Raw genomic sequence first — 20,147 nt, forward strand, 5'->3', positions numbered from 1 at the left:
AGTGAGTTACTCCTTGTCGAGAAGTTGCTCCAACATGGATTTAGCTTTTTTCTTCTGTTCCTCAGTTCCATATTCTATAACTTCTTCAAGTGATTGTTTTGCTGCTTCATAATCGGACATACTGACATAAGTAGAAGCCAAATCAAGAAGGGTTTGTAATGCACGAGTACTTTTTATAGGCTTTAATTCTTCCTCATCCACAGTAGCTACTATAGACTCATCGGAATTTTTTTCCTCCTCGTGATGGATAGACAATTCGATTGGAGGCTCAGGTTCATCTACTGGAGGACTCTCATCTTCTTGAAGGTCCTCTTCCTCTGTTTCTTTTGATTTTTCATCTTCTTCAAACACTGGAGGCACAAACTCAAGAGCATTATCCTCTTCATTAAGTTTATGCGAAACGTTTGACGGAGTTGTTGGCTCTGATTCAACCTTTTCCTCAGGAATATAAGGTTCAAATTCAATGAGTCCGGTATCTACACCATCATCCTCAGAAGCTTCTCTACTTTCAGACCTTTCTAAACTTACATCTTTAGAAACCTCTGACTCTGACTCTGATTCTGGCTCTGATTCTGGCTCTGGTTTTGGCTTGGGCTCTGGCTCTGGCTCTGACTCTGGCCCTGGTTTTGGCATCTCCTCTACTGCGTCATGCCTTAACTCATCAACTTTTTCTTCGGGGGGTTCTAATACGATAGGCTCCCCTAAAATTTTGGGGGCGTTTTCAGTTTGAGGCTCGATATCGCCTAACGCCTCTTTTGGTGTAATCTCAGGTTCCTTCGTTAAAGTAGCTTGCTCTTTTTCCTCTTGCGTTTTAGGAACTCTGCTTTCTTTAATGACCACACCAGATGTAGGTAAAGGTTTTAGAGGCTCAGAAGTTTCCGCTTCTTCTGAATGATTTTCCGACGACTCTTCTTCTGTGATGATGGGTAAGGTTAGGGACTCACTGGAAGACTCCTCCATTTTCTTAACTTCTTTAGGCTCTTGATGGCCTTTTATTATCCAGAACCACCAATAACTAAACAAAGCCCCACCGATTATGAATACGATAATAAGTACCACCCATGGCCATGATGAGGGATTCTTATATTCTTCTGTTGCGCTTGCTTGGCCGGCCAAACCTTGCCTTAAGGTCAACTTTCGAACTTGTTCTTGTAAGTTTTGTAGCGCTTGCTCTCTTTTTTGTAGTTCATTTTGGAGGCGTTTATTTTCAGCTTGTAAGAGTTTAACTTGCTCAGTTAAGAGTGAGTTGGTTTCGCGTACGGAATCGATAGCGGCTGCAGCAATAGCCATTTCTGCTCTAAGATGCGCTTGATCGCTGCTTGTATCTTGAACCTGAGTTTTAACCGATGCAGGTTTGGGTGTAGCGTCTTCTCCCGCAGATAAAAACGATGGATCGCTTGGGATAAAGGGTGAAAAAAAGGTCGTTTTACCTGGAACTGAAGCCGTAAAATCAGGAAGAGGAGGCAGTATAGATTTGTATTCTTTTTTTTGCGTTGATACTGGCTTTTGTATTTCACGGTCAACCTTAAAGTAAGGAGGGGCTAATACGTGGTTGATGGGTTCTTTTTTCTCCCAAGCAAGATCATGTTGGAACACTTCTCGTTTAGCTAGTTCTTCAGGGATTGTGTCTGCTATTTCAGCTGAAGGAATGTTTAATTTCATTCCCTTTTTCAAACCATTAATATTACCATCGGTAAACGCATCAGGATTTTCTCCAGTAATGGCTAAAATCATCTGGTGAAGCGTAATGCCAGATGGTTTAAGACGCTGTGCAATTTGCCAGATGGTTTCATTTTCTAACGTAGGACCATACGTCTTGGCTTTAGACTGACCAATTGAATCACTGGTTTCAAACATTTGAGTGATTACTTCTTTTTCAACAACGCCCGGCGCCCGGGTATTGGCAGTGGAATAAGCGCGTTTTTTTTTCTGTGCACGTATTTCTTTTCTTTTTAAATCCAGTTGATAGGCGGGAGGATCGAGAAGAACCGTGTAGGCGCGATAAACTTGACCATTCGGCCAAGCTAAATCAACTAAGAGGTCTAGGTAAGGTTCTGTTATTGGCTCAATGGAACGCACCACAAGATAAGTTTTTCTGCGCTTTTTCTCAAGCTGAAAGATCAATGCGTCAAGAATATAGGAACGTTCAAGTCCTGCACGTTCAAAATCTTCAACTGAAGCGACACTCACTTTAATGGCAGATGAAGGTAAATTACCCACATCAATTAGTTCAATTTCAGCATGGAAGGGTTGATTTAAATAGGAATGCACCGTCATATTGCCGAGACCAAGCGCATTGGCGGCAATAGGAAACAGGAAAAATGTAATTACGTAACGTAATAATTTCTTCAAGAAGGAGCTCCCTGCACCAATGGCTTCCTCGCTAAGTTATAATGCATAAGTTTTTAATAAAAAACATAGCATTATAATCAAAATGATTCAAATTCACATCATAGGATTTGTTGAACATTCCAACGTTGAAAGTTTATACAAACAAGTTCCATTGCTAATGAACGAATAAACCACTCACTGGAAAATTTTAATTAAATTTAATAATACCCCATTTGACTGTTGCTTACATCTATTTGATAATCCTTTTCATTTTTTTCATTAAGTTTGCTCTATGGCCTCTTTACTCGATGGCAAAAAAGTCGCTTCTGAACTACACCAAACTATTTTACGTGCTGTAAGCAAAAGAATTCAAAGCGGATTACCTGCTCCACAATTAGCCGTTATTTTAGTCGGAGATGACGCGCCTTCGCAGATCTATGTACAAAACAAAAGAAAAGCTTGTAAAGAAATGGGTATTCAATCGCTATTTTATCATTTAGCGCGCGATACCCACGAAGAAGACTTATTATCCCTTATTAACGAATTAAATGAAAATCGGGAGGTTGACGGGATTCTCGTACAATTACCTCTTCCTACTCATATTGAAAGTAAAACGATTATCGAACACATTAACCCTTATAAAGACGTCGATGGCTTCCATCCTTATAACTTTGGAAGACTAGCACAAGGAAACCCTTTATTACGACCCTGTACCCCTTATGGCATTATGCGACTTCTAAACTATTATGACCTCTCCTTACAGGGAAAAAATGTCGTTGTGGTTGGTGCATCCAATATCGTTGGACGACCAATGGCGTTAGAGTGTTTACTGGCAGGCGCCACCGTCACGATTTGTCATCGCGGAACGAGAAATCTAAAAGAACATATCCTGAATGCGGAGGTTATTATTGTTGCTACAGGCCATCATGGAGTTATTAAGACCGAATGGCTAAATAAAAATCATGTCGTAATTGATGTTGGTATTCATCGTAATAAAGAAGGTAAACTTCAAGGCGATATTGATTTTGATGCTGCAAAAGAAGTTGTCGCCTGGTTAACTCCCGTCCCAGGGGGTGTTGGCCCCATGACCATCGCAACTCTTATGATGAATACCATGCTTGCAGCAGAACTTAATCAGCAAGCAGTTTAGGCTTATAATTTGGAGATTATTTATCTATTTCATCCCAATCAAACTCTCCATCCAGCTCATCTTCAAGTTCTTCTTTTAAGCGTTTTCGCTCAAGTCTTTCTTCAATCATTTTGCGAACACGTTTTTTATGTTCAGAGTCTTCAATGGGATCAAGTCCTTCCAGATCTTCATCATAGTTTAAATCTGAAACAAGCTGGCTGTCTTCAAAGCCTTTATGTAAGCCCATGGTTAGCCTCCATTTTTTCGTTGCAAGGGACGTTCCCTGATCTAAAGTATAGTGTAAAAATGACAAAGGTTTGTCTAAGGTATACTTTTTAATATTAAAACGATCATAACTGGCATGAAGAAGGAGGTTTTTATGACAATTGTTGCCTTATCTGCTTTGAAAGATAATTATATATGGGCCATTATTAATGAGAAAAATCATACTTTTATTTGTGTAGATCCCGGTGATGCAAATCCCCTTCTCTCCTATGCTGAAAAGAATCATTTATCTTTAACACATATCTTAATCACGCATCATCATTATGATCACGTGGGTGGCTTAGGCCCGTTAAAAGAGGCTTTTCCAGACGTCAGAATATTTGGCCCCATCGATGAGAGAATACCAGAGGTGAATACGCCAGTTCGCGATGAAGACGTAATTCATATTGATCAATATGATTTTAGAGTGCTAAGCATTCCGGGACACACCAGTACTCACATCTGTTACCAAGAGCCCTCGAAAGGTTGGTTATTTTGTGGAGATACGTTATTTTCAGCCGGTTGCGGACGTGTTTTCGATGGCAGCATGAAACAACTCTTTTACTCCCTTGAGTTGTTGAAAGCATTACCTCAACAAACCAAACTATTTTGTGCGCATGAATACACAAGGCAAAATTTAAAATTTGCGAGGCAAGTAGAACCTGAGAATGAAGCCATTCAAACGTATCAAAATCATCTAGCCGATGAATCGATTCAATGTACTTTACCCTCAACCATTGCCCTGGAAAAGCAAATCAATCCTTTCTTAAGAACCGATAAAGATGCTTTAAAACAGTATGCTGAAACTAACGGAATAAACCCCGATGATGAGTTTTTAATTTTTAAACACTTGCGAGAAGCGAAAGATCAATTCAATTAACTACGAAATTAGGGCATAATTTCACTAAATTTAGTCCTCTTTGTATAAATTTAACCACATATGGATTAATTTAAACCCAAAAAGGTTTTCTAATGGTTTTTTTTTTAGTAGACTGCAATGCTCTATATTAGAATAGGCACATAAGGTTGAAGTGTAAGCTACTGATATTTAGATATTTATTTATTATATTAATTGGTTTTGGATTATTTACTAATACGGCTTATGCCCAGTTTACGCCAAGTATTTGGGATGTTTTACGTCGCCAATTTACCCTAAATCACGAAGAACGGCGTCCTGAGGTACAGACTCAAATACGTTGGATTGTATCACACCCAACGTATCTTAAGCGTCTTGCTCAATCAGAACCCTACATCTATCACATTGTTTCAGAAATCCGAAAACGACGATTACCGGGTGAAATCGCACTTATCCCCTTAATTGAAAGCGCTTATGATCCGTTTGCCTACTCCGGAGCAGGAGCAGCCGGTCTTTGGCAATTGATGCCAGGTACTGGTACTGATCTTGGATTAAAACGCGATTGGTGGCATGACGGTCGGCGAAGCATTCGACCTTCAACGGATGCTGCACTCAATTATTTAGCGTACCTGAATAAATTTTTCAGTGGCAATTGGTTATTAGCATTCGCAGCCTATGATTCTGGTGAAGGAACCGTTTCAAGATTAATTAAAAAAAGTGGTCAACGTCGGCAAGCTGATTTCTGGCGTTTGCCTTTACCTAGAGAAACTAGAAATTATATTCCACGACTTCTTGCCTTAGCTGCAATTATTCAAAACCCTCAACGCTATCACGTTCAACTTCCGGAAATACCACATGTACCTTATTTTGAAGAAGTTAATGTAGGCAGCCAGATTGATTTAAACCACGCTGCTAAACTTGCAGGTATTTCCTACAAAGAATTGATTAAATTGAATCCCGAGTACAATCGTTGGACTACTGCTCCTTATCATCCCTACAAATTGTTGATCCCAGTTGATAAAGTCCGAACCTTCTATCATAAGTTATCTCAACTTCCTCATGAAGAACGCGTTAATTGGCGACGACACAAAGTTGCTTCTGGAGAAAACTTAAGTTTAATTGCAAAACGTCATCACACGACAGCGAATCTTATTAAAGAGTTAAATCAGTTAAAATCAAACGCGGTTAAAGTAGGACAATATCTATTAATTCCAAGCACCACTCCTATCCCTACAGCACCAACGTCAACTCCAAGCGCTGAAAAGAAATCAACGCCTATAAACTTCGCTGAGCTGAAGCAGTATAAAATTATTCATATCGCGCAGAAAAAAGAGTCGTATGCCGATATTGCCAAACGCTACGGCGTTACCGAAGAAAATATTAAAAAATGGAATCTAATAGGACCTCATGTTCCTCTTCATGCAGGGCATCAGCTCGTTATCTGGAAAGAACAAAAATCCAATGGTCCTAATCGCTATACCATCGTCAAAGGGGATAATTTAAGCCGAATAGCAAAGCGTTTCAGCACAAAAGTAAGTGCTTTAATGAAACTAAATCCCCATTTAAACAAACATGCTTTAAAACCTGGCCAGGAGATTATTTTACGATAATCACCCCCCCTTAAAAGTAATCCACGGAAAATGGCCCTATACTTTGACAATTAGGGCCTATTCTCGCAGAACAAGTAAGCTGTAAATTTCTAGTTTTTCTCATAGATACTTGCAAGATCCTTGAAAATCATGTGTTATACTTAAGATTACTTAATAAAAATTGTATGGATAAATGAAATTACTATTTGATTTTTTTCCAATTCTGGTTTTTTTCATTTGCTATAAACTGTTTGGAATATACGTGGCAACCGCCGTAGCCATGGTAGCGTCACTTATACAAGTTTTATTTTATCGCATTAAAATGCAGAAATATGAAAAGATGCATTTAATCAGCTTAGGATTAATTTTGATATTGGGTGGTGCAACATTATTTTTCCATAACCCTTGGTTTATTAAATGGAAACCGACGGTTTTATACTGGCTAGCATCTTTAGTCTTTATCGGCTCATCGTTTATAGGAAAAAAAACACTCATTCAAAAAATGATGGATGGGAATATTACCTTGCCGACTAAAATTTGGAGCCGGTTGAATATAGCTTGGGCTTTGTTTTTCTTAATTATGGGCGCACTTAATCTTTACATCGCCTATTCCTTTGATACTAATATATGGGTCAATTTTAAATTGTTTGGCGGAGCGGGATTAACTTTACTGTTTATTTTGCTGCAAGCCATTTACCTTGCCAGACATGTTGAAGACAAGCCAATTGAGCAACAAACCTCACGTAATTCTCAAGGCTAGGAGAAACAATGAGATTACTTTTAATTGAAGATGATGAATTATTAGGGGATGCCGTTAAAACCGGTTTAACCCAGTTCGGCTATGTTGTAGACTGGTTAAAAGATGGTGAGGCAGCGAAAGCCGCCTTAAAAACCGAGACATTTGAGTTAATTATTTTAGATTTAGGACTTCCCAAATTGTCTGGAATTGCTTTACTGCAATCGATTCGTCACGAAGGTAATAGCACCCCCGTCATCATTTTAACTGCGAGGGAATCCGTAGAGAGCCGTGTTAAAGGCTTAGATTCTGGAGCAGATGACTATATTATAAAACCTTTTGATTTAAATGAACTGAGCGCTAGAGTACGTGCATTGATTCGACGTTCTCAAGGGCGTGCCGACAGCGTACTGCAATATCGTAATGTTACACTTGATCCCGCAGCGCATACGGTCATGGTTGATAATGAAATAGTTAATGTACCGCGACGTGAATTTGCGCTTTTGGAAAAGCTTTTAGAAAACAGTGGTCACGTCCTGTCTCGTGAGCAACTCATGCAAAGTATTTATGGATGGGATGAGGATGTGGACAGTAATGCGTTAGAAGTGCATATTCATAACTTACGGAAAAAACTGAATGCGAATTACATACGAACCATTCGCGGCGTAGGATATATGGTTGAGAAGCAAGAAAGCTCATAATTTTAACATTCTAGGCATAACCCTCTACCGTGAAATCTTCAATCCGTAAATTTCTTTTAATCAATTTATTACTGGCCATCACGATCACAACCACACTGACGGCTATTGGTAACTATTATTTGGATCAAAAAGATATCCAAGAACATCTAGACACTTTAATGGCTGTTTCGGCCTTATCGTATCAAGCTCTTTTAGGCGATGATGTTCATCAAAGACCCTTATCAAAAATTCAAACATCTCTTAACAACATCCCGAAAAAAGTTAAAACTTATTTCGAACATCCACTCATTAAGGATGATGCCCCTGAACATTATCTCGATAAATTTAGCTTTCAAGTCTGGACGGATGGCGGAAAATTACTGTTACAATCTTCTAGCGCTCCAAAACTCCCACTAACAGCCGAGGCAGATGGTTTTAGCGACAAGCAACTTGATAATCAAGATTGGCGTGTGTTCACCACCTATAACAATAAAGCTGGGGTCCGCACCGTTCTTGGTGAACGCTACGATACACGAAATGAACTGGGGCAAAGAATTGCTCAGGATGACTTATACATCATGCTGCTCACGTTTCCTTTATCAGGATTATTAATCTGGATCATCATTGGTCGCGGGCTAGATAGTCTTGATCGAGTTGCAGAAGAAGTTGCAAACCGTGCGCCCAATCATCTTGAGCCGGTGAATATTCAAAGAGTTCCCGAAGAAATTAAACCTGTGGTGGATGAGTTAAATAAATTATTTTATCGACTGAAGGAAGCGTTTGAACGTGAAAAACGCTTTGCTGCTGATGCCGCACACGAATTAAGAACTCCATTAGCTGCTCTTAAAGCCCAAGCACAAGTGGCGTTGAATACCCAAGATATTGAAGAAAAAAATGTTGCACTACAAAAATTAATCGCCAGTGTAAACCGTAGCACACATATAGTTCAGCAATTGTTAACCATGAGTAAGTTAGTCCCCGAAGCCGCTACCATTCATGATCTTGACAAAGTAAACCTTGGTAAAATTGCCCGTGAAGTCTTAGCCATGTTGGCTCCTGCCGCTGTTGAAAAAAATATTGAGCTGGAATTTAAAGAAGAACCTAGCGTTCCTGAATTTAAAGGAAACCCGACTGCCATTAGCATTTTAATCCGAAACTTAGTGGATAATGCCATTCGCTATTCGAAAGAAAACAGCTTCGTCACGGTTCGAGTTTACTCTGAACCCAATGAAATCATTCTTGAAGTACAAGATAACGGTCCGGGCATTCCAGATGAATTACGTTCCCGAGTGTTTGAACGCTTTTTCCGTGTATTAGGGAATAAAAGTCCAGGAAGTGGTCTGGGACTTGCGATTGTTCAGCAAATCACCGCGCTTCATAACGGTCGAGTCATTCTAAGCACACCACCAGAAGGAACTGGGCTCATTGTGAAGGTTTATTTTCCCATTCACGAAGCGTTACCACACCCATTGTGAAACCGAATAACTCGATGAGGGTGTTTTGGGCATCCTATCTAGATAAAACCTGCAATGCTTGCCGAATTAATTGCTCACTGGTTTGCCGGCCATCGTCCACTTTCTTAACCGCTTTAATTGCCTCTTGTGACTTATATCCCAATGATTCTAGTGCTTTAATCGCTTCATCCTCTGCAGGCAAAAATACTGATAAAGGGCTCGATGTCTTAGAAATTGCAGAAAATCCATTTAAATTATCTTTCATTTCAACAACCAGTCGCTCAGCCGTTTTCTTACCTATGCCCGGTAATCGTGTTAACATCTGGGGATCTTGATTTTGGATGCACTGAACAAACTCAGCTGGCGTAATACTAGACAAAATAGCAATGGCAAGCTTAGGACCTACCCCATTGACTTTAATCAATGCCCGGAATAAAGCTCGCTCTTCTTCATCTAAAAATCCATAAAGCAGCAAGGCATCCTCTCGAACAACCGTATGAATGTGAAGGCCAACCAAACTATCAAGGCTCGTCAGTTGAAAAAAAGTTTGCAAGGAGGTTTCAACATCATATCCAACGCCATTCACATCCACAACAAGCTTTCCTGGTTGATTTTTATCGATAATGCGTCCTTTTAGCCACCCAATCATCAGCGCCACCTTATTCGTTGTTGTCTTCCACGCTTCATCACTGCCAATCCTTGTTTCATATGACTGTGGCATATCGCAATCGCCAAAGCATCAGCCGCATCACTTTGCGGGGAATTATTAAGCTTTAACAAATTAACCACCATATGTTTGACTTGTTCTTTCTGTGCGGCACCATAACCGACAACAGCCTGTTTAATTTCACGAGCGGAGTATTCACTAATCAGTGCTCGATGAGAGGCACAAGCGACCATAGCAACTCCGCGCGCATGACCCAACTTCAATGCCGCATTTGCATTTTGATGCATAAACACTTGTTCAATAGCCACTTCGTTTGGGCTAAATTCTTCCATGATTTCACAGATCCCATTAAAAATGCGCAAAAGCTTTTGACCCAAACTACAATCACCTGTGCGGATGCAACCACTATCAAGATATTCCAGTTGATTCGGCTTCTTTTCTCTGATTACCCCATAGCCAGTAACACGCGAGCCAGGGTCTATCCCTAAAATAATCGTCATTCGTTGTTAGGATTAAAGTGATGTTCAGGAAACTCAGCATTGCTGTGAACCAATTGCACATCGTCCAAGTCTTCCAACATATCAATCAGCTTTTCTAAACTTTCTGCTGTATCTTGATTGAGTTGAACAGAGGTCTGTGCCCTCATCGTGATATGAGAATGCTCCACTTCAAAGTCAGAGGCCTGTAAAGCTTCTAAAACTGCGTGATACGTTTCTGGTGAGGTAATGATTTCAAGCTGCCCATCTTCTTCCATCACATCCTCAGCGCCAGCTTCAATAGCCACTTCCATTGCTTGATCTTCTCGGTCGGTGGAAGCTAATAGTATTTCACCTTGTTGATTAAAAAGATAGGAAACCGAGCCATCCGTTCCTAAATTACCACCATGCTTGGTAAACGCATGTCTAACTTCTGAAACCGTGCGATTTTTGTTGTCTGACAGGCAATCGACGAGAATAGCAACCCCGCCAGGTCCGTATCCTTCGTATCTTAATTCCATCATATTATCGCCTTCCAATCCACCTGCCCCACGTTTTATCGCATTATCGATCGTGTCACGCTTCATATTTGCTTTCAATGCTTTGGTCACAGCGTCTCTTAATCTTGGATTTGCGGATTCATCATCCCCACCCATACGTGCCGCAACCGTGATTTCACGAATTAATTTTGTAAAAATTTTACCGCGTTTTGCGTCTTGGGCGCCCTTTCGAAATTTAATGTTTGCCCACTTACTATGCCCTGCCATAATAAAACCTCATACTTAAACCAGCTCAATTTGCTCATTATATTTAAAAAGAATGCTCTGACAAAGAAGAGCACGTTAAATAATTTAATTTTATTGTTATCTACCAGAGATGAGGATTTATCAACAACTCCCATCCAACTCTGAACTTCATTCAATCCAACTGCATGCCCTGCATAAAGCAAGACAAGTAGACAAAAAAAGCGTGTAACGTTCAAAAATTAAATGTCTTTGCCCTGAGGTTTTCTGGTGAACTCGACAGGTTTATTTAAATCGAGTTATGCTAAGAGTATCAATCAAGAGCACCAATTGTATTGGAGAGCACCGATGTATTTAAACGGATTTGGAAATCATCATCAAACTGAAGCCATTAAAAATGCTTTACCCAAAAAACAAAATTCTCCTCAACAATGCTCTTTAGGGCTTTATGCCGAACAACTCAGTGGAACCGCGTTTACCCGTCCTCGTCATCGTAATCTTCATAGTTGGTTATATCGCATATTGCCTTCAGTCATGCAGCAAGAGTTTACGTTATATCAAAAAAAATTAACCAGCACCCTTTTATCTCTGCAACCACCTATGCCGCTTCGTTGGTCTCCCTATCCTAACCCGACTACAACGCATGATTTTGTTGACGGATTACAGCCTATCTCCACGAATGAAACACAACACATTTTCTTATATCAATGTAATTGCTCCATGACTACGCGTTATTTTAGTAGTTATGATGGTGAATTGTTGTTTGTCCCCTATCTTGGAAAAATCAAATTACATACTGAATTTGGCCCTCTTGAAATTGAACCAGGATGGATTGCTGTTATCCCCAGAGGGGTCCGTTTTAAAGTGGAGCTTCTAGATTCTAGTGCCGCAGGGTATCTTTGTGAAAATAGCGCCGATCCTCTTACACTGCCCTCACTTGGCCCTATTGGGGCTAATGGTTTAGCAAATCCTCGTCATTTTTTATATCCATACGCTGCTTATGAAGAAGATCATGCTTCAGAAGTCGAATTACTGTGTAAATATAAAAATAATCTTTGGCTTGCCTATAGCGATCATTCCCCACTAAATGTGGTTGCCTGGCATGGTACTTACGCTCCCTATTGCTATGATTTATCGCTATTTAATACCATCAATACGGTTAGTTTTGATCATCCTGATCCGTCAATCTTTACGGTTTTGACCTCAGAAAGTACTATACCAGGCGTTGCTAATCTTGATTTTGTAATTTTTCCTTCGCGCTGGATGGTTGCAGAACATACGTTTCGTCCACCTTATTTTCATCGCAACACCATGAGCGAATTCATGGGGTTAATTAAAGGAAAATATGATGCCAAATTAAAAGGGTTTTCAATAGGCGGGTTTAGCATACACAACTGCATGACCGCTCATGGCCCAGATAAAACCTCTTATCAACAAGCCAGCACTAAAAAACTTGAACCTGAATACTATGACAATACATTAGCTTTTATGTTCGAATCGCGCCATCCTTGGAATGTCACCGAATCTGCGTTTAAGCACCCAGCTCGACAGGAAGATTATCTTTCTTGTTGGAAAGGATTAGAAAAGCATTTTAAAGCCTGAGAAACTGCACAGACACTCATTGGCCTGGTTCCGTGCAGCAGCCGATCTTTAAATGGCTTAAGTCTTATTCAAATAAGTCTTCTTGAGTCAAACCAAGCTCTTCAAGAAGCCCGCGTAAGGTTTTTAATGCTTCAACTTGTATTTGGCGCACGCGCTCGCGAGTTAAATTAATTTCTTTGCCTACTTCTTCCAACGTAGCTTTCTCATGACCGCGTAGACCAAATCTCCTAGCAATGACTTGTTGTTGATTTTCAGTTAACTCATCCAACAAAGATTCAATATGCGTTTTCATGTTCTCGTCGGTGAGAAACTCCGCTGGATTTATGCTACTGTCATCAGGAATGGTATCCAATAAAGATTTATTTTCTTCAAAACCAATTGGGGTGTCTACTGAGGTCACTTTATCATTCAAGCCCAAGAGCTTTTCAACATCTTCTAAGGGTTTATCCACCATTTCAGCAATTTCTTCTGGGGATGGCTCATGATCCAACTTTTGGGTTAATTGACGCGCTGCTCTAAGATAGACATTCAGTTCTTTGACTACATGAATAGGAAGACGGATGGTACGGGTTTGGTTCATAATGGCCCGCTCAATCGTTTGTCTAATCCACCAAGTTGCATACGTCGAAAACCGAAAGCCTCGGTTCGGGTCAAATTTTTCCACAGCTTTCATAAGTCCGAGATTGCCTTCTTCGATGAGATCAAGAAGCGGCAACCCACGGTTTAAATATCGTCGCGCTATTTTAACAACCAAACGCAAATTTGATTCGATCATTTTTTTTCGGGCAGCCACATCCCCCTTCAATGCAAGCTTTGAATAATGCACTTCTTCCTCTGCCGTTAATAAAGGGGAAAAACCAATCTCACTTAGATAAATTTGCGTGGCATCCATAGCCTTAGCCACATTTTTTCCACGTTGGTAGGTAGGGAAAGCTTCTTCGTCAGTAAAATCTGGCTCGTCTTCAGATTCTTCTTCGTTTAAATCTTCCTCTTCTAGGAGAAGACTATCTTCTTCAGCATTAAAATCATCCTCATTAATGAGTTCTTCATCTTTCTTGGATGGTTTATCTGATGATTTCTTTTTCGGGCACATTGTTTCACCTATGCTTGTTTATGATGAGCTTCGAATTACGATCTTCCCTCTGTAACCAAATAATCATTTGAAATCAATAAGCTTTTTAGGGACATCCCCTAATCATAGCAGAAACAATCAAAACCTGCTCGAGCCTTAAAGCTAAAATTGCCGACTTATCCTGAAGTCATACTAAACTGACCGATGCATCAGGCCAGTCCACATATTGAATCGAGAAGTTCTGTTCATGAACATACATATTAATCCATGAGATATTTTTGCAACAAATCCCTATATCCTGTCAACCTTTTTTCAAATAATTCAAAGGATTGACGGGTTTTCCTGATTTTCGAATTTCAAAGTGCAAACCCCAATACTTATGATCAACAAGCCCCATTTTCGCAATAACCTGACCCGCTTTGACCTGTTGCCCTTCTTTCACAAAATTTTGAGCGTTATTGCCGTATGCGGTTAAAAATTGATTATCGTGTTTTATAATAATCAAATTACCATAACCAATTAATCCATTACCTGAATAAGCGACAACCCCACCTGAGGCTGCTCGAACACTCTCCCCCGTGCGACCGGCGATATCAATCCCTTTTTTACCCCGAGCCGGAGCATAATGATTAACGATTCGTCCGTTAACGGGCCATTGCCAACGTCCATTAAAGCTTGTAATTCGCGGTTCGGGCTTCGGTGCAGGCAACCATTTCGATTTCCGCTGTGTGTATACCGGTTTTTTTACCAACGATTTTGAAGTTGGCTTTAAGTGGATAACTTGTCCCACCCTTAATCGATAGGGTGAATGAAGATGGTTAATTTCTGCAAGTCGGAGATAATCTTGATCATAACGAAACGCAATGGCGTATAATGTTTCACCAGGTGCAACAATATGACTCGTTTGATGCAAGCGGGGCGCACGCCAATTTGATTCGGAAACAGGAGCTAATCCTTCTCGTTGGCTGCAAGCCGCGATAAGACTTATTAGAAGAAACAGCACAAATCTCTGGCGCATGGTTAACTTTTCCAGCGATAGAAAAAATAAACAATAACAAAGATTATTACGGTAGACCAGCCAATCGCATCCACATAATGTCTAAGCTTATTTTGTATTCGCTTACCGGCAAAATACATAATTCCTGACACTAAAAAAAACCGCAAGCCACGGCCTAGGATCGAACCTAAGATAAACGGTAAAAAAGGCATCTGCATGACGCCAGCAGTAATTGTAAATAACTTATAAGGCAACGGCGTAAAACCAGCTAAAATAACAATCCATACGCCATAGTAACTAAACCAGCTAGAAATTTTTTCATAATTGGCTGCATAAGAAGAACCGTGAATCAGAGGTTCAATTAATTCGATTCCTAAATACCCAATAAGATATCCAAAAATTCCACCTAAGACGGAAAAAATGGTAGCAATGAGTGCATATCGCCAAGAAGAACTTGGCTTTGCTAAACCCATGCTTAAAAGCATAACATCCGGCGGTATAGGGAAAAATGACGATTCAGCAAAAGAAACTGCAGCAAGATAATAAGGCGCATGTCGGTGAGCGGACCAACCAATGGTCTTATCATACCAATAGGAAAAAAATCTCAAGATGTCCAATCTATTGTATCCATCCAAGTAGCAACTTCATTGAATAATTTGTAATACGTAAGATCTAAATGAAGCGGTGTAACTGAGACAGCCCCGTGACTGACGGCAAAAAAATCCGTTCCAGGACCGCTGTCGGCTTCTTTACCTGGGGGACCAATCCAATACATTGGACGCCCACGAGGGTCGTTTTCTTTAATAACGGGCTCTGCACTGTGTCGACTTCCAAGACGAGTCACTTCAATACCCTTTAATTGTTCGATAGGCAAATCGGGAACATTCACATTTAAAATAGTTTGAGAGGGTAACCGTTCCGATTGCAATTTTTTTACCAATTGTTTTGCAATCATTGCACCCGTTTCGTAGTGTTTTATGACCTCACCTACCATAGAAATGGCAATGGCAGGAAATCCCAAGTAGCGCCCTTCCATAGCGGCTGCCACGGTGCCAGAATATAAAATATCATCCCCTAAGTTAGCGCCTTCGTTGATTCCAGAAACCACAATGTCAGGCACGAAATCAAAAAAACCAGTCAAAGCGAGATGTACGCAATCCGTTGGAGTACCCTCAACACTAAAATCACCGTTCTCCATTTTTCGTACTCGCAATGGACGGGATAATGTCAAAGAATTACTTGCGCCACTGCGATTACGATCAGGTGCCATAACTGCCACCTCACCAATCAATGCCAGCTCATGCGATAAAATGCGAAGTCCAGGAGCTAGAACTCCATCGTCATTGCTTATTAAAATTTTCATTTCAACCCTCAGGCGATTCCAGCCATCGAACCACCGCTAAGCGTTGTTCTAAATCGCTTTTATTCATTTGTAAGGCTTGTTTTAGATCCGAGTGATTTTGACTTTGACGAAGTATACTTTCTTGTTGGGCAATTTCTTCTTGTAATGCGAGTATTTCTTTTCCAAATCCCTGTGGATTTGAACGCAAATCTAACGCATATTCATTAATGCGATTAGCCATCGTCTCTAACTCCCGACAACTGACTAAGTTAGGCGAATCCTCTGGGCATTTGTTTAATGCTTGTTGTAGTGCATGAGGATGCGTTGCAAAATAATGCTTGTCATGAGCTGAACACGCGACAACCCAAAAACTCAATAAAATAAGAAAAACATTGCGTAACATAGGTGACATGGTTCTTATGGCTTTGAAATGAACGATATTACCACCACTCGATGCCCGTGGCTATGTTATCTGAGTAAATTCCAAACGTGTAATTTCTTATGAACACTCAATGCATGTACCGCCGCAAGATTTTTAGATAAAGCAGACATCATTTACCACTTTGGTTTATACTATGTTCTTAAGCTCTCAACGATATCCCCAACCGCTATGCTAGATTTTAAAACCTGCCATGATAAACAAACCGGTGAATGGTATATTGAAACTTCCATTTGTGGAAAACAATTACTAACAACTCCACAACTTAATAAAGGAACGGCATTTACACGCGAAGAACGTCGCGAATTCGGGTTACTTGGAAAACTTCCGAACCGTGTAGAAACATTAGATGAGCAGATTAAACGGGCTTATTTGCAATTTTCGGGTTATAGCTCAAGGATGCAGCAGCATATTTATTTAAACAACCTTCATGATAAAAATCAGATTTTATTTTATAAGTTACTTAGCCAACATTTAGGTGAAATGTTACCCGTTATTTACACGCCAATTGTAGGAACCGCCGTTAAATCCTTTAGCCGAGAATATCGTCAACCCAGAGGTTTATATATTGCCCATTCGGACGAAAATCTCATCGATGAAATTCTTGAAAACCGCTCAAATCCTGACATAGACTTAATCGTCGTAACCGATGGCGAGGGCGTTCTCGGTATTGGCGATCAAGGCGTTGGCGGTATGGATATTCCTGTTGCTAAATTGATGGTATACAGTTTATGCGGTGGCGTTGATCCTACCAGAACCTTACCTATTTTTCTTGACGTAGGAACCAATAATCAGGAACTTCTCAATGATCCTATGTACCTTGGAAGCCGACACCCCCGCATTAGCGGAAGTCAGTATGATACCTTTGTTAAAAAATTTGTTCATAGCGTGATTAAACATTTTCCCAATGCTTTTTTACACTGGGAAGATTTAGGTCGAGGAAACGCACGTAGAATTCTTGATCAATTCCAAGATGAGCTCTGTACTTTTAATGATGATATTCAAGGCACAGGAGCAGTAACCCTTTCAGCGTTATTAGCGGGGTGTGACATCACCGGCGTTCAATTAGAAAATCAAAGAATCGTGGTATATGGCGCGGGGTCAGCAGGAACAGGAATCAGTGAACAAATGGTTGATGCGATGATGCGTTGCGGTTTAAGTCGTGAAGAAGCGCATCGGCGGTTTTGGCTTATCGATAGACAGGGGTTGCTTCTTAAAGATGATCCAGATTTAACATCATCCCAAACTCCGTTTGCTCGCACTATGGAAGAGATAAGCAACTGGGATATACGAGATAAAAAACAGGTCTCTTTAACCGATACCGTGAGGCATGTAAAACCAACGGTCTTAATTGGCTGTTCTGCTCAGCCTGGTGCCTTTTCTCAAAGCATCATTGAAATTATGTGTGAACATATTGAACGCCCGATTATCTTTCCTTTGTCCAATCCGGACGATCGATGCGAAGCTCAACCAGATGATATTTTAGCCTGGAGCAACGGAAAAGCATTAATAGCAACGGGTACAGCTTTTCCTGCTATTGAATATGAAAATCGCTTAGTTCAAATTGCACAATGCAATAATGCATTGGTCTTTCCAGGAATAGGCCTTGGAATATTAGCTGTCCGTGCCTCCAGGCTTTCTAAAGGGATGATCTGGGCCGCAGCTCAAGCATTGAACGAACTTTCTCCTAGCAAAAAAGATAGCTTTCTTCCCCTATTACCTTCACTGGATAAAGCTCAGGTGGTTGCTAAACATATCGCTGTAGCAGTGGCACGTACAGCAATTGAATCAGGATTAGCGCAAATTAATCAAGATAAGGATATTGAAGCTCTAATCCATGAGATGTTCTGGGAACCACGTTATTTACCCTTTAAAAGAATCAAAGATTGAAGATAAGGTTAGATCATTCCCTCTATGAAAACTTAGTGACAAAATAAGCTGGCCATTCTAAATGGCCAGCAAACCTTAGTTTTTTGAATTAGTGGCCGTTTTGAAATGGACAATCACCCGAGTATATGTCGCACTCTTAGGCTCCCAGGAACGGGCATACTTAAAGAGCATGTTTGTTTTTTCGGGATAGGTTTTCCCAGGTTGTAATTTAAATGTATAAACCATGCTTCCGCCTGCTCCAATCAACTTTTTTTGAGGAGCGACAAATTGACTATTGGTTATTTCAAATCGTTTTTTATCGTAATCTTTGATAGACCATTGAAATCCTGTGGTTGGATTAGCTGGTAAGGTAACTTGGAACGTTGGCTGAGTTGGATCAGCAGATATAGTCATGGTATTGGCCGCCTCAACTGGAGCCATAATAAAAAATAATAAACAACTTATTAAAGTTTTCATTGTATTCATCTCCTTAACAGCTGGACAAAAAGTTTAAATCATTGTTTCCAAGGTGGCAAATCTCCTAACACAGCCTCAGGAGCCATCCCAAGTGCAATAACACGATCATATTCTTCATTAAGATATTCGTTTGCGCGATCTTCTAATATCTCTTCATAAAACATCGTGCGTTCATAACAATTATCATGCACGCTGTAGGCATAAGGATTACATACAACCCCAGTCAGTTCAGAACCCAGCCCATTTATTACTGTAAACCAATTGCTTAGTTGCATTGGATTATACGGATCTAGTGCCGGATCCAATACATAATAATTTCCCCATAGTTCAACAATTAACGCTACATGAAACCACCAGCGGACATACCCTTTTGGTGAATATGGCGTTTCTGCCTGAAGTTTACCGAATACAAACAATTTTCCAGGACGAGTAAAATGTTCTTTTTCTACTTTATAGCCACCCAGTGCCGCTCTTAAAAAACACCCATCATCAGGATATAGCCAGCTGATTCGACGTGCGAAATTAGGACCATAATCACTATATAAAAAACGACTATCACGAATTAGGTAAAATAAATCCATTAATTCCTGGTGAGAAGCGACACTTGGAACCGAAGAATAATCAATTTCTTCAAGAGGAACCCGTAAATCTTTGGGAGACTCATGCCAAGAGAATAAAGAGTAGTTTTGAGTTGATTTATCAATCCGCTTAAGCGCGTCTTGAAATGATTCATTTGGAAATCGTTTTGCCGATGGGCTTTGAGGGACTGATTGGGCTAAAGCAAGATTTGCTAAGAATAACAAAAAAACAATAAACACTGGCATCCTGTTAACTCCGTTTAAATCGATTCCAATAAGTACATAGTGTTTATCAATACCATAAAAAAGATTATTTATACGAGCATTTTTCTATTGCATCAGTTTTTTTCCCAATGTAAAGCCCCCTAAAAGTCATTTAAATGCGGCGGATGTATGACAATCCTGCTGGTATTTAATTTAGTAATTTTCTGAATTTATAACTAAGATTTAGAGGCCTTGTGAGAAATTTATACACAAGGCCTCGTCGTTGTCAAAACTTAGATCTTTTTAGCTTTGCTTACTGATGACTTTATAGTTTCTTTATCCGACTCATCCTCACAGACATCAGGATGACATGCCTTACAACACTTATTGCATAGGCAGCGATGGCCACAAAGCACTAAAGCAACTAAAAACATTGCAGCTATTCCCACGCTATTTAAAGTAAATATAGTAAGTAAGGTGGCAATCACCAGTAAAACCAGCCCTAGTAATTCATACTTGTATGCCCATAAACAAGAATGAACATTCTTTGGGTCTTTCATAGAATCCTCCTTGATTATAATTCTTTATCGCACTGTTTAGTTTAGACCAAGATAGTAAACTCGAACAGGAATATATTCAATC

At 40.1% G+C, this 20,147-nt stretch carries 21 protein-coding genes; 8 read left to right on the forward strand and 13 right to left on the reverse strand.

The features are described from left to right. Positions 1–6 precede the first annotated feature (6 nt). On the reverse strand, positions 7–2,352 hold the full coding sequence (locus E1O41_RS02990; protein WP_131775834.1) for a motility hub landmark protein FimV: 2,346 nt from the start codon (positions 2,350–2,352) through the stop codon (positions 7–9). 271 nt (positions 2,353–2,623) lie between these two features. Between E1O41_RS02990 and folD the strand changes: the two genes are divergently transcribed. After that, positions 2,624–3,481, forward strand: coding sequence for a bifunctional methylenetetrahydrofolate dehydrogenase/methenyltetrahydrofolate cyclohydrolase FolD (gene folD / locus E1O41_RS02995; RefSeq protein WP_131775835.1), 858 nt, complete (start codon positions 2,624–2,626; stop codon positions 3,479–3,481). Positions 3,482–3,497: 16 nt separating this feature from the next. Here folD and E1O41_RS03000 read toward each other — a convergent pair whose 3' ends face one another. After that, entirely contained in the window at positions 3,498–3,707 is a 210-nt protein-coding gene (locus tag E1O41_RS03000) for a PA3496 family putative envelope integrity protein (RefSeq protein ID WP_131775836.1), read from the reverse strand. Between the two features lie 132 nt (positions 3,708–3,839). On the opposite strand from E1O41_RS03000, the gene gloB reads away from it, so the two are divergent. The 5 genes from gloB (at position 3,840) to E1O41_RS03025 (ending at position 9,060) form a co-directional block, all read left to right on the forward strand. Then, entirely contained in the window at positions 3,840–4,604 is a 765-nt protein-coding gene (gloB, locus tag E1O41_RS03005) for a hydroxyacylglutathione hydrolase (RefSeq protein WP_131775837.1), read from the forward strand. A gap of 146 nt (positions 4,605–4,750) precedes the next feature. Continuing rightward, positions 4,751–6,190, forward strand: coding sequence for a lytic transglycosylase (locus E1O41_RS03010; RefSeq protein WP_131775838.1), 1,440 nt, complete (start codon positions 4,751–4,753; stop codon positions 6,188–6,190). Positions 6,191–6,362: 172 nt separating this feature from the next. Continuing rightward, positions 6,363–6,929, forward strand: coding sequence for a septation protein A (locus E1O41_RS03015; protein ID WP_131775839.1), 567 nt, complete (start codon positions 6,363–6,365; stop codon positions 6,927–6,929). 8 nt (positions 6,930–6,937) lie between these two features. Continuing rightward, positions 6,938–7,606 (forward strand): response regulator, encoded by a 669-nt coding sequence (locus E1O41_RS03020; RefSeq protein WP_131775840.1) that lies wholly within the window; start codon positions 6,938–6,940, stop codon positions 7,604–7,606. Positions 7,607–7,635: 29 nt separating this feature from the next. Then, the gene (locus E1O41_RS03025) at positions 7,636–9,060 is read left to right on the forward strand and encodes an ATP-binding protein (protein WP_131775841.1); all 1,425 of its coding nucleotides are present in this window, start codon (positions 7,636–7,638) and stop codon (positions 9,058–9,060) included. A 34-nt stretch (positions 9,061–9,094) separates the two neighbouring features. Here E1O41_RS03025 and ruvA read toward each other — a convergent pair whose 3' ends face one another. The 3 genes from ruvA to E1O41_RS03040 are packed head-to-tail and all read right to left on the reverse strand — an operon-like array spanning position 9,095 to position 10,949. Further along, positions 9,095–9,688 carry a Holliday junction branch migration protein RuvA gene (gene ruvA / locus E1O41_RS03030; protein ID WP_131775842.1) on the reverse strand — a complete coding sequence of 198 codons (594 nt, stop codon included), beginning with the start codon at positions 9,686–9,688 and terminating at the stop codon, positions 9,095–9,097. Further along, positions 9,688–10,206: a crossover junction endodeoxyribonuclease RuvC gene (ruvC, locus tag E1O41_RS03035; protein WP_131775843.1), complete on the reverse strand. Its 519-nt coding sequence runs from the start codon at positions 10,204–10,206 to the stop codon at positions 9,688–9,690. The genes ruvA and ruvC overlap by 1 nt, the downstream gene beginning before the upstream one ends. Then, positions 10,203–10,949: a YebC/PmpR family DNA-binding transcriptional regulator gene (locus E1O41_RS03040; RefSeq protein WP_131775844.1), complete on the reverse strand. Its 747-nt coding sequence runs from the start codon at positions 10,947–10,949 to the stop codon at positions 10,203–10,205. The genes ruvC and E1O41_RS03040 overlap by 4 nt, the downstream gene beginning before the upstream one ends. A 324-nt stretch (positions 10,950–11,273) precedes the next feature. On the opposite strand from E1O41_RS03040, the gene hmgA reads away from it, so the two are divergent. Further along, on the forward strand, positions 11,274–12,527 hold the full coding sequence (gene hmgA, locus E1O41_RS03045) for a homogentisate 1,2-dioxygenase (protein ID WP_131776024.1): 1,254 nt from the start codon (positions 11,274–11,276) through the stop codon (positions 12,525–12,527). A gap of 64 nt (positions 12,528–12,591) precedes the next feature. Here hmgA and rpoS read toward each other — a convergent pair whose 3' ends face one another. The 5 genes from rpoS to E1O41_RS03070 form a co-directional block, all read right to left on the reverse strand. Then, positions 12,592–13,620, reverse strand: coding sequence for an RNA polymerase sigma factor RpoS (rpoS, locus tag E1O41_RS03050; RefSeq protein WP_131775845.1), 1,029 nt, complete (start codon positions 13,618–13,620; stop codon positions 12,592–12,594). 280 nt (positions 13,621–13,900) lie between these two features. Further along, complete coding sequence (locus E1O41_RS03055) at positions 13,901–14,617, reverse strand: peptidoglycan DD-metalloendopeptidase family protein (RefSeq protein ID WP_131775846.1); 717 nt, start codon at positions 14,615–14,617, stop codon at positions 13,901–13,903. Between the two features lie 2 nt (positions 14,618–14,619). Further along, positions 14,620–15,204 carry a YqaA family protein gene (locus E1O41_RS03060; protein ID WP_131775847.1) on the reverse strand — a complete coding sequence of 195 codons (585 nt, stop codon included), beginning with the start codon at positions 15,202–15,204 and terminating at the stop codon, positions 14,620–14,622. Next, entirely contained in the window at positions 15,201–15,959 is a 759-nt protein-coding gene (surE, locus tag E1O41_RS03065; protein WP_131775848.1) for a 5'/3'-nucleotidase SurE, read from the reverse strand. Before surE ends, E1O41_RS03060 begins: the two co-directional genes overlap by 4 nt. A gap of 1 nt (position 15,960) precedes the next feature. Beyond that, entirely contained in the window at positions 15,961–16,341 is a 381-nt protein-coding gene (locus tag E1O41_RS03070) for a hypothetical protein (RefSeq protein ID WP_165481087.1), read from the reverse strand. Between the two features lie 207 nt (positions 16,342–16,548). Here E1O41_RS03070 and E1O41_RS03075 point away from each other — a divergent pair, with 207 nt between their 5' ends. Next, the gene (locus tag E1O41_RS03075; RefSeq protein WP_131775850.1) at positions 16,549–18,267 is read left to right on the forward strand and encodes an NAD-dependent malic enzyme; all 1,719 of its coding nucleotides are present in this window, start codon (positions 16,549–16,551) and stop codon (positions 18,265–18,267) included. A gap of 75 nt (positions 18,268–18,342) precedes the next feature. On the opposite strand, the gene E1O41_RS03080 is transcribed toward E1O41_RS03075, so the two are convergent. From E1O41_RS03080 to E1O41_RS03090, 3 genes are all read right to left on the reverse strand, one after another. Next, a complete protein-coding gene (locus E1O41_RS03080) occupies positions 18,343–18,723 on the reverse strand; it encodes a protease inhibitor I42 family protein (protein ID WP_131775851.1) in 381 nt (126 codons plus the stop codon). Positions 18,724–18,761: 38 nt separating this feature from the next. Further along, complete coding sequence (locus E1O41_RS03085; RefSeq protein ID WP_131775852.1) at positions 18,762–19,547, reverse strand: protein-glutamine glutaminase family protein; 786 nt, start codon at positions 19,545–19,547, stop codon at positions 18,762–18,764. 251 nt (positions 19,548–19,798) lie between these two features. After that, positions 19,799–20,065: a hypothetical protein gene (locus tag E1O41_RS03090; RefSeq protein WP_131775853.1), complete on the reverse strand. Its 267-nt coding sequence runs from the start codon at positions 20,063–20,065 to the stop codon at positions 19,799–19,801. Positions 20,066–20,147 lie beyond the last annotated feature (82 nt).

Origin of the sequence: Legionella impletisoli (assembly GCF_900639875.1) — a bacterium.
GTDB lineage: Bacteria > Pseudomonadota > Gammaproteobacteria > Legionellales > Legionellaceae > Legionella_A > Legionella_A impletisoli.

Bases quoted from the DNA above. Each gene is read 5' to 3' on its own strand.
- folD (WP_131775835.1), top strand. From the start codon at position 2,624: ATGGCCTCTTTACTCGATGGCAAAAAAGTCGCTTCTGAACTACACCAA.
- E1O41_RS03000 (WP_131775836.1), bottom strand. From the start codon at position 3,707: ATGGGCTTACATAAAGGCTTTGAAGACAGCCAGCTTGTTTCAGATTTA.
- gloB (WP_131775837.1), top strand. From the start codon at position 3,840: ATGACAATTGTTGCCTTATCTGCTTTGAAAGATAATTATATATGGGCC.
- E1O41_RS03015 (WP_131775839.1), top strand. From the start codon at position 6,363: ATGAAATTACTATTTGATTTTTTTCCAATTCTGGTTTTTTTCATTTGC.
- E1O41_RS03020 (WP_131775840.1), top strand. From the start codon at position 6,938: ATGAGATTACTTTTAATTGAAGATGATGAATTATTAGGGGATGCCGTT.
- ruvA (WP_131775842.1), bottom strand. From the start codon at position 9,688: ATGATTGGGTGGCTAAAAGGACGCATTATCGATAAAAATCAACCAGGA.
- ruvC (WP_131775843.1), bottom strand. From the start codon at position 10,206: ATGACGATTATTTTAGGGATAGACCCTGGCTCGCGTGTTACTGGCTAT.
- E1O41_RS03040 (WP_131775844.1), bottom strand. From the start codon at position 10,949: ATGGCAGGGCATAGTAAGTGGGCAAACATTAAATTTCGAAAGGGCGCC.
- hmgA (WP_131776024.1), top strand. From the start codon at position 11,274: ATGTATTTAAACGGATTTGGAAATCATCATCAAACTGAAGCCATTAAA.
- rpoS (WP_131775845.1), bottom strand. From the start codon at position 13,620: ATGTGCCCGAAAAAGAAATCATCAGATAAACCATCCAAGAAAGATGAA.
- E1O41_RS03055 (WP_131775846.1), bottom strand. From the start codon at position 14,617: ATGCGCCAGAGATTTGTGCTGTTTCTTCTAATAAGTCTTATCGCGGCT.
- surE (WP_131775848.1), bottom strand. From the start codon at position 15,959: ATGAAAATTTTAATAAGCAATGACGATGGAGTTCTAGCTCCTGGACTT.
- E1O41_RS03070 (WP_165481087.1), bottom strand. From the start codon at position 16,341: ATGTTACGCAATGTTTTTCTTATTTTATTGAGTTTTTGGGTTGTCGCG.
- E1O41_RS03075 (WP_131775850.1), top strand. From the start codon at position 16,549: ATGCTAGATTTTAAAACCTGCCATGATAAACAAACCGGTGAATGGTAT.
- E1O41_RS03080 (WP_131775851.1), bottom strand. From the start codon at position 18,723: ATGAAAACTTTAATAAGTTGTTTATTATTTTTTATTATGGCTCCAGTT.
- E1O41_RS03085 (WP_131775852.1), bottom strand. From the start codon at position 19,547: ATGCCAGTGTTTATTGTTTTTTTGTTATTCTTAGCAAATCTTGCTTTA.
- E1O41_RS03090 (WP_131775853.1), bottom strand. From the start codon at position 20,065: ATGAAAGACCCAAAGAATGTTCATTCTTGTTTATGGGCATACAAGTAT.